9 protein-coding genes are annotated in these 12,513 nt (G+C 68.2%); 3 read left to right on the top strand and 6 right to left on the bottom strand.

Annotated elements, in window-relative coordinates:
* The first annotated feature begins 54 nt into the window (after positions 1-54).
* Positions 55-540 (top strand): DUF1249 domain-containing protein, encoded by a 486-nt coding sequence (locus ACJMKX_RS05370; RefSeq protein ID WP_405222134.1) that lies wholly within the window; start codon positions 55-57, stop codon positions 538-540.
* Positions 541-700: 160 nt separating this feature from the next.
* Positions 701-1,735: a hypothetical protein gene (locus ACJMKX_RS05365; RefSeq protein ID WP_405222132.1), complete on the top strand. Its 1,035-nt coding sequence runs from the start codon at positions 701-703 to the stop codon at positions 1,733-1,735.
* A 14-nt stretch (positions 1,736-1,749) separates the two neighbouring features.
* On the opposite strand, the gene ACJMKX_RS05360 is transcribed toward ACJMKX_RS05365, so the two are convergent.
* From ACJMKX_RS05360 to ACJMKX_RS05340, 5 genes are all read right to left on the bottom strand, one after another.
* On the bottom strand, positions 1,750-4,809 hold the full coding sequence (locus tag ACJMKX_RS05360; protein ID WP_405222129.1) for an efflux RND transporter permease subunit: 3,060 nt from the start codon (positions 4,807-4,809) through the stop codon (positions 1,750-1,752).
* A gap of 16 nt (positions 4,810-4,825) precedes the next feature.
* Entirely contained in the window at positions 4,826-8,041 is a 3,216-nt protein-coding gene (locus ACJMKX_RS05355) for an efflux RND transporter permease subunit (protein WP_405222126.1), read from the bottom strand.
* Between the two features lie 34 nt (positions 8,042-8,075).
* A complete protein-coding gene (locus tag ACJMKX_RS05350) occupies positions 8,076-9,215 on the bottom strand; it encodes an efflux RND transporter periplasmic adaptor subunit (protein ID WP_405222123.1) in 1,140 nt (379 codons plus the stop codon).
* Positions 9,216-9,240: 25 nt separating this feature from the next.
* Positions 9,241-9,552: a hypothetical protein gene (locus ACJMKX_RS05345; protein ID WP_405222120.1), complete on the bottom strand. Its 312-nt coding sequence runs from the start codon at positions 9,550-9,552 to the stop codon at positions 9,241-9,243.
* 100 nt (positions 9,553-9,652) lie between these two features.
* Positions 9,653-11,779 carry a carboxy terminal-processing peptidase gene (locus ACJMKX_RS05340; RefSeq protein WP_405222117.1) on the bottom strand — a complete coding sequence of 709 codons (2,127 nt, stop codon included), beginning with the start codon at positions 11,777-11,779 and terminating at the stop codon, positions 9,653-9,655.
* 122 nt (positions 11,780-11,901) lie between these two features.
* Between ACJMKX_RS05340 and ACJMKX_RS05335 the strand changes: the two genes are divergently transcribed.
* Positions 11,902-12,186: a hypothetical protein gene (locus tag ACJMKX_RS05335; RefSeq protein ID WP_405222114.1), complete on the top strand. Its 285-nt coding sequence runs from the start codon at positions 11,902-11,904 to the stop codon at positions 12,184-12,186.
* Here the strand turns inward: ACJMKX_RS05335 and ACJMKX_RS05330 are convergent.
* Positions 12,183-12,512, bottom strand: a complete 330-nt coding sequence (locus ACJMKX_RS05330) for a hypothetical protein (RefSeq protein ID WP_405222111.1) — start codon at positions 12,510-12,512, stop codon at positions 12,183-12,185. The two genes, ACJMKX_RS05335 and ACJMKX_RS05330, sit on opposite strands and share 4 nt — an antisense overlap.
* Position 12,513: the final 1 nt, after the last annotated feature.

Raw genomic sequence — 12,513 nt, 5'->3', positions numbered from 1 at the left:
CACGTAAACCTTGATTTTTACGGTCTTTTCAGGGTCGGCAAGAGCCCGCTGGCCGTGTGCTATATTCCGCCCATGATCGCCGACAGCCTCATCCTGCCGCAGACCGTCGTGCGGCCGCGCAGCTTCGCCGGCCTGATGACGCTCTACGAGAGCAACTACCTGCGACTGCTACGCATGGCGCCGGCTCTGCGCGCGATGAAAGGCGGGCACGTCTCCCGGGTTGGCGGCGACTGCGACCTGCATCTGAGCGTGCTGGAGCGCACGCCGTATACCTCGACGCTCGCCATGACCTACCGCTTCGAGGAGGCGGGCGGCAGCGTCGCCGATCCCGACCTCACCGTGCGCGTGTACTTCGATGGCTGCCTGGCGGAGGCCATGCATCTTGCCGATCAGCACCATCACGAGTTGTTCCGGCGCCTCGCCAGCGAATTCCGCCGCGAACTCGACAGCCGCTGGGCGCGCAACGTCATGCTGAACAAGTGGCTGGAGTACTGCCTCGACCGGGGCCACGCGTTCCCCGCGGACCGCCCCGCCGACTGACCGCCGCCGCGCCGCCCCCGGGGTGGCCAGCCCCCCCCACGCCGAAAGTGTCGATCCGGTCATGGTACGGGCGCAGGGATGGTGCCAGCATGCCCCCTATCGGAACGGTCCCCGCGCCCCGAACGGCGGCGCGGGTCCCGATTATGTCAAGGGCCCGACAATGGCAGCACTGGCACAACTCTTCGGTTCTCCGGACGTGCAGGTCGAGCAGGATGACGACAAGCTCCTGCATCTGTACTGGAACCGTGCGGAGCTGAAGAAGGAATACTCGCGGCTGCGCAAGGAGCGCTTCGAGCTGCTGGATCAGCTCAAGGTGCAGGAGGGCCGCAATGCGAGGCTGCAGCAGAAACTCGACGGCCTGGAGGAGCTGCTGGCGGACCGCACCGCGGCGAACCGGGCGGTGGTCTTCTACCAGATCCGCGGCATCTGGAAGCGCTGCCATGCCCGCCTGGAGAAATTCGCCGGTCAGATGGCCGCCCAGGTGACGGAGCGGGAGCGAAAGCGTCTGCTGGCGACCTGGGCCACGGAGCAGACCGCCCTGCGCCGCGAGGCGGCGCAACGCCTCGACCGGGCGCGGGCGCGGCGGCGGGAACTGGAGGCGGCGCTTGCGGACAACGACGAACGGACGGCGGCGCTGGCGGGATTCTGGAATTTCTTCCGGCGGCGGTCGATCCGCGCCGAGCGGGGGCCGATCGAGGCGGAGCTGGAGGAGATCGCCGCGGCGGCGGACGAATTCACCCGGGAATACGGCAGACTGCAGAAGGCGACGCCGCCCGACTATCCGGGGCTGTCGGTGCAGGGGCGGCGGCTGGTCAACTGCATGGTGATCGCCCTGGCCGAGTATCTGCACGCGCATTTCTCTGCTTTCGGCTTCACCGAAATGGCACGCTCCGCCATGGAGCGCACGCCCGGCAGCATCGACTACGGCAGCGAGCGCGACTGCGACATGCTGCTGACGCGGCTGAGCTCACGCCTGAAGACGCTCGAGGAAGCCGAGGCCGGCGGGGAATTCGCCGCCGAGGTCCGTCGGCGCACCCAGGTCCTCAGCCAGCGCGCCCGTTACGGGCGGCGGGCGGACACGGTGCCGGTGCCGGAGTCACTGGAGGCCCCCGGCGAGTCGGCGGACCTCAACGAGCCCGACATCAATGTGCTGGCGGAGGAATTCTGGCACGTCACGGACGTGCTGTTGTCCTGATCCGCCCCGCGGCCTCACGCGGCGGCTGAGGCGCGGGCCCGAGCGTACCGGCGTACGCGCCCCACCCAGTTCCTGGCCCGGTCCAGGCTCACGTAAACCAGCGGCACCAGCAGCAGCGAGGTGACGGTGGAAAAGGCCAGCCCGCCGATGATCGCCCGTGCCATCGGGAAGTAGGACGGACCGTCGCCGCCGACCTTGGTGGTGGAGATGGCCAGCGGCAGCAGGCCGAGGATGGTGGTGGCCACCGTCATCAGGATGGGGCGCAGCCGGTCCCGGGCGCCTTCCAGCACGGCCTGCTCCCTGGGCATACCCTGCCGGCGCAGATTGTTGATGTGGTCTACCAGCACGATGCCGTTGTTCACGACGATGCCGATCAGGATCATGATGCCGATCATCGCCATGAAGCTCATGGTGGTGCCGGTGAGGGCCAGGAACCAGACCACGCCGGTGATGGAGTAGATCAGCGAGACCATGATCGAGACCGGGTAGAGCACGGACTCGAATAGCGCCGCCATCACGATGAAGATGAGCGCGACGCCGAGCAGGATGTTCTGCATGAGCAGTTGCCGGGTCTCGTCGCTGCGGTCCACTCCCTCACCGAAGCTCCAGCCGTAGCCGGGCGGGTAGTCGAGCTGGTCCATCAGCTGCTGTACCACCGGCCGGATCTCCGAGAGCGAACTGTCGGTGTCGATGGAGCCCGAAATCTTCACCGAGGTCTTGCGGTCAGTACGGCGGATCTGGCGCGGCCCCGTGCGTTCGTGCAGGTCGGCGACCGTCCCCAGCAGCACCCGCTCGCCCGTCGGCGCCATGATGGTCAGATTGGCGAGCTGCTCCATCGTCTGCCGGTCGTCCTCGCGGAAGGCGAGCCGCACGCCGATCTCGCCGTCCGGCGTCCGGAACTCGCGCAGCGGCTGCCCCCGCATGGCCACCGAGACCGCCTGGCCCACCGCCTGGCTGGTGAGTCCGATTCGGGCGGCACGCTCCCGGTCGACGACTACCTGCACTTCCTTGGGACCCGCGACCAGGTCCGAGGTGAGTCCCTCCAGCGCGTCGACGGTGGAGAGTACGCGCCAGGCCTCGCCGGCGAGTTCCGCGAGGCGCTCGGTCGACTCGCCGGTGAGCGTGATGCCGAAGCCCGGGCCGCCGCCCTGCTGCTGCCACTGGAAGTCGGGCCTGCCGATGACCAGCTCGGGCATCTCTTCCAGGATGGTGTCCATCACCGTCTGGGCATCGACCGTGATCGCATCGCCCTCGGTCAGCAGTATGCTCGACTGCGCGCGACCGGTGTCGTAATAGCTGTAGACGGATTCGATGTCGAGACGCTCGGCGTTCTCGAACAGGAACGTCTCCATGCGGTCGACCGCCATCTCCACCCGCTCCACCGGATAGATGTCGTCGATGTGATAGATGAGTTCCAGCCGCCGCGACGGCTCCTGGGGAAACATGTCCGTCTGCAGCATGCCGAGGCCGACGGGGGCGGCCGGCGAGGCGAGCACGAGCACTGCGGCCAGCGCCGACCAGCGGGGGTGACGCAGCGTCCAGGCCAGGGTGCGGGTGTAGCGATCGGTGAGGATGGCGATGGCGCTGCCTGCTTTCGGCGGCGGCGGTGCCGGCACCCGGCTGGCGAGCAGCGGGATGAGGGTCTGGGAGACGAGCAGCGAGAGTACGATGGCCACCGAGATGGTGACGCCGACGTGCCACAGGAACACGGTGATGTCGATCTGCTCGCCGAAAACGATGGGCAGGAACACGCAGACCGAGGTTGCGGTGCTGGCGATGACGGCGAGCCCAACCTCGTCCACGCCCTCGAGCGCGGCCCGCCGCGGGTCGTCCGGGTACTCCTGCCGGTAACGGAATATGCTCTCCGTGATCACGACCGAGTTGTCCACCAGCATGCCCACCGCGAGCATCAGTCCCATCAGCGTGAGGATGTTCAGCGTGAGGCCGCTGAAGTACATCACGCCCAGCGTGATCACCAGCGAGACCGGCACCGCCAGCATCACGATCAGTGTCGTTGTCACCTGGCGCAGGAACAGATAGAGCACCAGCACCGCGAGCAGCGAGCCGATCAGGCCGGCCTGCAGCAGGTCCGCCAGGGACGAGCGCACGCTGTCGGCCTTGTTGTCGATGTTGAAGATGCGGATCCCGCGCATCGAAGGCAGCTCGGCGATCTTCTCGAGTTCGTCGTTGACCCGGTCGGCCACCTGCACCATGTTCGCACCGCTGGCCCGGGTGACGCCGAGCCCCACCGCCTCCCGGCCGTCCAGGTGGCGGCCGTAGTCCCGCTCCTCGGGCACCAGCCGGATGTCGGCGATGTCGGCGAGGCGCAGATTACCGCCGTCGACGATCAGGTCGCCGATTTCGGCCAGGCTCCGCAGTTCGCCGTCCGAGCGCAGGGTCCAGCGCTGCTCGCCGCTCTCCAGCCGTCCCGCGCTGACCGAGAAGTTGCTCCGCTGCAGCAGCTCGTAGAGTTCGTACAGATTGATGCCGTGGGCGGCCACCCGGCCCGAGTCGAGCAGGATGCGGACCTCGGGCGGCTCGACGCCCTGCAGCTCGACCTTGGATACCCCTTCGATGCGCTCGATACGCCGCTTCAGCACGCGGTCGAGCATCAGGTACTCCTGGGACAGGTCTCGGTCGGAGGACAGGCGCAGGGTCATGATGGGCTGGTCGTTCAATGAGCCGCTGTAGACCATGATGCGCTTGAGGTCGGGCGGCAGTTCGTCGCGGATGGCATCGAGCTTCACCCGCGCCTCCACCGCCTCCGTGGCGGCGTTGGAGTTGAAGCCGTACTCCATCCAGATCTGCGCGCCGTCCGCCCGGGAGGTGGAGTTCATGCGCTTGACGCCCGAGAGCGTGGACAGCGCGGCCTCGGCGGGCCGGGTGATCAGCCGCTCCACTTCCTCGGGCGTGGATCCCTCGTAAGGGATGTTGATGAAAAAGCCCGGCAACTCGATATCCGGGAATTGTTCGAGCGGGAGCAGCCGGGACGAAATCAGGCCGATGCCGACCAGCGCCGCGAAGATCATCGTGACGGTGACCGGCCGGCGCAGCGAGAATTCGGTGTGGCGCATGCCCGGCCCCTCCGCGTCAGGCCCGCTGCGGAGCCGGGGCGGGCGCGTCGGCGGGTTGCGGCCGTTCGTCGCGCTCCACCAGGGAATAGACCACGGGGATCACCAGCAGGGTGAGCAGGGTGGACGTGGTGAGTCCCCCGATCACCGTGATGGCCATCGGCGCGCGGATCTCCGCGCCTTCGCCGAAGCCGAGCGCCATGGGCAGGAGGCCGAGCGCCGTGGTCAGCGTCGTCATCAGGATGGGCCGCAGGCGGCTGCGGCCGGCCTCCAGGATGGCTTCGGTCTTCGCGACGCCGGCGCGGCGCAGCTGGTTGATCAGGTCGATCAGCACGATGGCGTTGTTCACCACGATGCCGGCCAGCATGATGACGCCGATGAAGGCCACCACGTTGATGGTGGTGCCCGTGAGATACAGCGCCAGCACCGCGCCGACCAGGGCCAGCGGGATCGTGAACAGGATCACGAACGGATGGCGGAGCGACTCGAACTGGGAGGCCATCACCAGGTAGACCAGGAACACGGCCAGTAGCAGGGTGAAGCGCATGGACGCCAGCGAATCCTCCATCTCCTCGCTCTGGCCGACGATGTCGGTAGTCAGGCCGGCGGGGAGCGACAGCGAGCCGAGGATACGTTCGGCGGCCTCTGCGGCTGCGCCCAGGTCACCGTACGCGATGTTGGCGGAGATCACGGCGGCGCGCTGCTGATCCAGGCGGCGGATCTCCGCGGGTCCCTCGGCCAGGACAATGGTGGCGACGTCGTCCAGGGTCACCGGACGCTCGCTGGCCGGGTTGACGATGAGCGCGCCGACGTCCTCCAGCGACGCCGCGGAGCGGTCGACGCTGCGCACCATGACGTCGATCTTCTTGTCCTGCCAGCTGTAACGCGTGGCGAGATTGCCGCGAACGCTGTTCACCACCTGGTCGGCCACGTCGCGGACCGACAGGCCGAGCTTGGCCGCCAGCTCCTGGTCGAAGGCGATCTGGATCTCCGGATTGCCTGCCTCGATGCTGGACCGCACGTCCGTGTAACGCCCATCGGCGCGCAGCGCGCCGGCGAGGCGGTCGGCGGCGGTGCGCAGGCGCGCGAGATCGAAGCCGGAGATCACCACCTCCAGCGGCGTGGCCAGCGACAGCAGCTCCGGCCGGCTGAAGTCGTACTGCACGCCCGGCAGCGCGGCTATGTCCTCGCGTATCCGGGCCATGGCGCGGGACTCGCCGTCGCGGCCGGCGCCGGCCGACATGCGCACGGTGAGGCTGCCGGTGTGCTCGCCGGCGTCCACCGGGCTCGCGTCCAGGCGGTTGCCGCTGCCCGCCACCGAATAGGTGCGCTCCACACCCGGCACGTCCGCGGCGGCCCGCCAGGCCGTCAGCAGCGCCTGGTCGGTGGCCGTGAGCGGCGTGCCCGGCGCGCGGCGGAGGTTGACGGAGAACTCGCCCTGGGAGAGCTGGGGGATGAGTTCCGTGCCGAGCCTCGGCACCAGGGCGACCGAGCCCAGGAAGATGAGGGCAGCGGTCACGAGGACGACGGCCCGGTGGGTGAGGGCCCACGGCAGCATCCGCTCGTAGAGGCCGGCGGCGACCCGGTTGAAGCCGCTGAAGAACAGCACGAGCGGCGTCAATAACAGCCGCATGCCCGCGGCGAGCAGATGCCAGAGACGGCCGGCGATGCGTCCCACCCGGCCGAGCGCGCGGCCGATCCGGCCCGGCGGACGGGGGTCCATCGCCTCCGCGTAGCCCTGGCGGCCGCCGGAGGCGGCGAGCATGGGGATGAGCACCACCGCCAGCAGCAGGGAGAAGAGCAGGGCGTAGGTCACCGTCAGCGACTGGTCGCGGAACAGCTGGCCGGCGATTCCGGTGACGAAGACCATGGGGAAGAACACGGCCACCGTCGTGAGGGTGGCGGCAGTCACGGCCGTGGCCACCTCGCCGGCACCGTCCCGGGCCGCCGCGAGCACGCCTAGACCGCCCTCGCGCTTGCGCACGATGTTCTCGAGCACGACGATCGAGTTGTCCACGAGCAGGCCCACGGCGAGCGCGATGCCGCCCAGCGACATGATGTTGAGGCTGAGGCCGGAGAGATACATCAGCGCGAAGGTGCCGATCACGGAGACCGGTATGGCGAGACCGATGATCACCGTGGCCCGGGCGTCGCGCAGGAAACCGTAGAGCACCAGCACCGCGAGCAGCCCGCCGAGCAGCGCGGCGTTGACGACCTGATCGATGGCGGCGCGGATGAAACCGGACTGGTCCTGGATGGTCACCACTTCCAGGCCGTCGGGCAGATCCTCCGACAGCGAGTCCATGCGTTCCGCCGTGCGGCCGGCGATCTGCACCGTGTTGCCGTCGCCTTCCTTGTAGACGGCCAGCTCCACCGCCTCGGCGCCGTCGACGCGGGTGATGGCCTCCCGTTCCTTGAAGCCCCGCGTCACCTGCGCGATATCGCCGAGGTAGACGGGCCGGCGCTCGCGGGTGGCGATCACCGTGCTCGCGAACTCCTCCATGGACTGGTATTCGTTGATGGTGCGGACGAGGAAGCGCTGATTGCCCTGTTCCAGGCTGCCGCCCGAAAGATTCGTGTTCTCGGCCCGGATGCGTTCCGCCACTTCCTCGATGGACAGGTCCAGCTGGGCCAGGCGCTCCTGGTCGACGAGGATTTCGATCTCCTCCTCCAGGCCGCCGCTCACCTTCACTGCGGCCACCCCCGCCACGTTCTCCAGAGCGGGCTTCAGCTCGTCCTCGGCGAGCCGCCGCAGGCGTTTCAGTTCGTCGGCCGAGAGGACGGCGCTGGCGGCCTCGTCGCCGGCCCGGCGCAGGGCGAACCGCATGATCGGGTCGCTGGACGGATCGAAGCGCAGCAGCAGCGGCCGGTCGGCCTCCAGCGGCAGCTCGAGCACGTCCAGCTTCTCCCGCACGTCGACGCTGCCCAGGTTCATGTCCGTGCCCCAGATGAACTCGATGGTGACGTCGGACCGGCCCGAGCGGGACAGGGAGCGCACCTTGCGCACGTTCTTGACGATGCCCACCGCTTCCTCGATGGGCTTGCTGAGCAGGTTCTCCACCTCCTGGGGTGCGGCGCCCTCCAGCTCGGTGCGCACGGTGAGGGTGGGGTAGGAGAGATCCGGCAGCAGGTTCACGTCCAGGCGGCTGAGAGACACCGTCCCGAACAGGGCGACGGCGACGAAGAACATCAGCACGGTTACCGGCCGTTCAGTGGCCCGGTTCACCAGCCACATGGCGTGCTCTCCCCGGGCCGTCGCCGGCGCCGGCTCACAGGCGGTTTCGGCGGGACTCGAGTTCCGCGTTCAGCTGCATCGCGGTCTCTTCGTCCGCCACCACCTTCACCCGCGCGCCGTCACGCAGCCCCGACTGGCCGACCACCACAACCTGTTCGCTCTCCTCGACGCCGGAGACGATCTCCATACGGTTCTGCCAGGCGATGCCGGTCTGCACCGGCCGGCGCTCCACCACGCCGTCACGGACGACGTAAACCGCCGGTCCCGATTCCGTCTCGACGACGGCCGGGCGCGGCACCAGCAGCCGGGCCGGCCGCGAGTCGTAGACGATGTCGAGCCGGCCGAACATTCCCGGCTTGAGCGCGGTGTCTTCCTCGTCCACTTCCACCGTCACCTTGAACGTGCCGGTGCCGGCGTCAACCACAGGGCTGATGCGCTCGACCTCCCCGCGGAAACGCTCTCCGGGCAGCGCGTCGATCGTGATGAACACGGGCTGTCCCTGTTCGATCTTGCCGAATTCCTTCTCCGGTACGTGCAGGTAGGAAACGATGGGCTCCAGATCGGTTACGCGGAACATGGGCGTGTTCGCGGAGATCGTATTGCCGACCTTGACGAGCCGTTCCGCGACCACGCCGTCGATGGGTGCACGAATCTCGGTATAGCTGTACTCGAGTTGCGCGAGTCGCCAGGCCGCACGCAACGCGTCCAGCTCGAACTTCAGGTTCTCGAAGGCCCCTGCGGCGAGCAGGCCTTTCTCGTGCAGTTCGGTGTTCCGCCGGTATTCCTGCTCCGCCTTGGCCAGATTGGCCCGGGCCTGCTCCAGTTCGAGGCGCAGGCGGTCGCCGTCGAGGCGCGCCAGCACCTGTCCGCGCTGTACGGTCTCGCCTTCCTCGGCGAGGACCTCGCGGATCTCGCCGCCCACCTTGGCGACCACCTCCGCCTCGGCGAAGGCCTCGAGGGCGGCAGTGCCCGAGTAGACCGCGTAGATGTCGTCACGGGCGACAGTGGCTACTTCCACCGGTATCGCCGCGCTTTCCGTCTTCTGCTCTTCTGCCGCGCCTCCGGCAGAGGGGCCGTCGCCCGAATCTGCGGAGCCGCCGCAGCCGGCCAGGAGCAGGGCGCCGAGCAGCGCGGCGGGGAGCAGGTTCCGTGCTTTCGCGTCCCGGGTGTTCATCGACTTCAATCGTCCTCGCAATGTCTCAGATGTCGCGCCGGTACATGGGGCCGGTCGGCAGGCGAACCGGCGGGAAAGCGGCGGCTCGATCCATCGCCCGTGCGGCTTCCTCGATGCGGTTGCCGAAAATCTCGGCCCAGCGCAGTTCTATCAGCGGTCGGATCCGCAGCACCGGCGGTGAGACCGTCACCGGCGCGGCTGCGTCCGCGGCGTGTGTCGGGGGAGCGGGGAAAAGCGTCGCGGGGGCATTGCTTGTGGCCGGCGCCCGAGCGGCGGCGAAGGCCAGAGTCAGGCCGACGGCCAGCGCGAGCAGAGGGCGGAGCAGGCGTACGGACATTCTGTGCTACTTCCATGGTCGACTAGTGTTGTAGTTAAGTATAACACCTTGTGTCCGGCTGACAAGAGGGCAGGCCCCGATCAGGACGGCCGGAGACGGCTCAGAGGTCGTTCTTGGCGGCCCGCTCGGCCGCAGGCGGGCGCGGCAGCGCCAGGAACTGGGCCATGTCGGCGACGATGGAGGCGGCCTCCTTCAGGAGGATGTCCGGCCCTTCTTCCTCGTCCAGCGCTTCCACGGAATCCACCGGTGCGAGGTCCAGCGCCTTGCGCCGTTCGTTTTCCCGCGCCAGGCGGTCGGCCTGCAGCCGTTCGCGCTCCTGCTTGCGCTCGTCCAGCGCGAGGGACACCGTCTTGCGCTCGCGCATGCTCTGGGCGGCCTCGATGTCCTTCAGCAGGTAGTCATAATCCGGGTCGCTCTTCAGCCGCTCGCGGAAGTTGGTCGACAGCAGGTCGATGGTGGAATCCAGGGGCTCGCGCGCTTCATAACGGGTGGCGCGGATCCGGTCCCAGGGCAGCGCTGTGGGCCGGGTGCTCTCGCCGACCTCCTCCGAGTCGATCACGGAGGGCAGGGCGATGTCGGGGTCGACGCCCCGATGCTGGGTGCTGTCGCCGGTTACGCGATAGTACTTGCCGATCGTGAGGGTGAGCTGGCCGAGGCCGTCGCCGCTCCGGTCACGCTGGAAGCGGTCCAGCGCGTAGAGGTTCTGCACCGAACCCTTGCCGAAGGTGCGCTGGCCGATGACCACGCCGCGCTCGTAGTCCTGGATGGCCGCGGCGAAGATCTCCGACGCCGAGGCGCTGAAACGGTTGACCAGCACCGCCAGCGGGCCGTCGTAGGCGACGCCGTTCTTCCACTGGTCGTCGATCACGCTGATGCGCCCGGTGGAGTCGCGCAGCTGCACGACGGGACCGCGGTCGATGAACAGGCCGGACAGTGCCGTCGCCTCGGTCAGGTGGCCGCCGCCGTTGTTGCGCAGGTCGACGATGAGGCCGTCGACGCCCTCCTGTTCCAGCTCGCCGATGAGACGCTCGACGTCGCGGGTGGTGCTGGTGAAGTCCTTGTCGCCGTCGCGCTGGGCCTCGTAGTCCCGGTAGAAACTCGGCACGGTGATGACGCCAACCCGCCAGTCGCGGCCGTCGCGCGGAATGGTGACGATGTCGCTCTTCGCCGCCTGCTCTTCCAGCTTCACCTGGTCGCGCACCAGCGAGAGCATCTCCTCCTCGGCACCGGGCAGGGCATTGCCCGGCAGTATCTGCAGGCGCACGGTGGTCCCGGCCGGTCCGCGGATCATCTGCACCACGTCGTCCAGGCGCCAGCCGATGACGTCCACCAGTTCGCCTTCGTCGCCCTGGCCGACTGCCGTGATGCGGTCGGTGGGCTCGAGCTGTCCGTCGATGGCGGCGGGCCCGCCGGGGATGATGTTCATCACCGTGACGTACTCGTCCTCCATCTGCAAAGACGCGCCTATGCCGAAATAGGACAGGCTCATCTGGATCTGGTATTCCTCGGAGTTGCGCGGCGACAGGTAGCTCGAGTGCGGGTCCATGGTGCGGGCGTAGGAGTTCATGAACGTCTCGAACACGTCGTCGCTGTTGATCTGCTCGAAGCGCGTCTGGAAACGCTTGTAGCGCTTCTCCAGGATGTCGCGTACCTCTTCCCACGGCTTCTCGGTCAGCACGAGACTGAGCGCATCGTTCTTGACGCGCTTGCGCCAGAGTTCGTCCAGTTCCGCCTGGCTGGCGGCCCAGGGCGCGTCCTCGCGGTCGAAGCGGAAGGTCTCTTCCACCGAGAAGTCGGGTTCCTCGTCGAGCAGCGCCAGCGCATGAGTGATCTGCCGCTCGGCACGCTCGCGGTAGACCCGGAAGATCTCGAAGGCCGGGTCCAGGGACTCGTCCCGGGAGACGGCATCGTCGAGCTCGGTACGGTACTGTTCGAACGCATCGATATCGGACTGGAGGAAGTAGGAGCGGTTGCCGTCCAGAGCCTCGATGTAGGCGTCGAGGACACGGCCGGACACCTCGTCGTCGACCGCGGTGCGGCGGTAGTGGGAGCGCTCGATGAAATCGGTGACCAGCGTCGCGATCTGCTCGTGCCGTTCCGTCGGGGCCAGCGTCGGATTGCTCTCCGGCGGGACGGCATCGGCGGCGACGGGCACGAGGCCGCCGGCCCAGGCACCGGCCAGCACGAATGCCGTCGCAAATAAACCAGTTCTGATTCTCTTCATCATTCCAGATCCGTCCTCGATTCCGACGCAGCGGCGGCACTTGCGCCCCGCCGAAGCAAGGCTAGAATGCCCCGACCCGCCAATCAAGGGCAAACGACACGCCTTCGCAACGCTCGACAAGCCCTATGCAGCCACTCACCATAATCACCGGCATCGTCCTCGGATCCGCGGCCTCGATCAGCCTCGGCCTAGCCGTGGTCATGCTGATCTTCCTCATCCTCGGGGACGAGTATCCGCGGCTTGCCTCCGAGTTCCGTCCGTTGGTCGGCAGCTTCGGGCTGTTCATGGCTATGACAGTCGTGGCCGGGGCAAGTTTCTATGCGCAGCTGAAACGCCTGTGGTGGCGGTGGCCGGCGCAGGCGCTGATGTGGGCCGACGTACTGTTCACGGGCTGGTTCTACTGGCCCTAGCCGTCTCCCGCGGATTCCGCCAGCGCGCGCTCATGGGCCCGGGCCATCGCGGCGAGCACGGCCAGCTGCAGTTGCCGAAGCACGCCGGGTGAGGGTTCCCCGCGGATCAGGCGGCCGGCCACTTCGGCCACCCGATCCGGCACTTCGTCCATGCGGTGCCAGGTGCGGTAGTCGTCCCGGCGCCGTCGGAGTTCTTCGGCGAGTCCGCCGCGGCCGGCGCCGGCCGCCGCCAGTTCATCGCGCAGCTGGCCGGTGACCGTTCGCTCGAGCGCCGCGACGGCGCCCCGGAGTTCCCGCGGGAGGGCTTCCGCCTCCGCCGGGCGCACA

This window comes from Lentisalinibacter sediminis, assembly GCF_040706615.1.
Lineage (GTDB): Bacteria > Pseudomonadota > Gammaproteobacteria > Steroidobacterales > Woeseiaceae > Lentisalinibacter > Lentisalinibacter sediminis.
Note: the sequence above shows the minus strand (reverse complement) of the source record. Positions and strands in the feature narration are given on the sequence as shown.

Excerpts from the sequence above, each read along its gene's own strand:
- ACJMKX_RS05335 (WP_405222114.1), top strand. The coding sequence starts at position 11,902 with ATGCAGCCACTCACCATAATCACCGGCATCGTCCTCGGATCCGCGGCC.
- ACJMKX_RS05365 (WP_405222132.1), top strand. The coding sequence starts at position 701 with ATGGCAGCACTGGCACAACTCTTCGGTTCTCCGGACGTGCAGGTCGAG.
- ACJMKX_RS05345 (WP_405222120.1), bottom strand. The coding sequence starts at position 9,552 with ATGTCCGTACGCCTGCTCCGCCCTCTGCTCGCGCTGGCCGTCGGCCTG.
- ACJMKX_RS05340 (WP_405222117.1), bottom strand. The coding sequence starts at position 11,779 with ATGATGAAGAGAATCAGAACTGGTTTATTTGCGACGGCATTCGTGCTG.
- ACJMKX_RS05355 (WP_405222126.1), bottom strand. The coding sequence starts at position 8,041 with ATGTGGCTGGTGAACCGGGCCACTGAACGGCCGGTAACCGTGCTGATG.
- ACJMKX_RS05360 (WP_405222129.1), bottom strand. The coding sequence starts at position 4,809 with ATGCGCCACACCGAATTCTCGCTGCGCCGGCCGGTCACCGTCACGATG.
- ACJMKX_RS05350 (WP_405222123.1), bottom strand. The coding sequence starts at position 9,215 with ATGAACACCCGGGACGCGAAAGCACGGAACCTGCTCCCCGCCGCGCTG.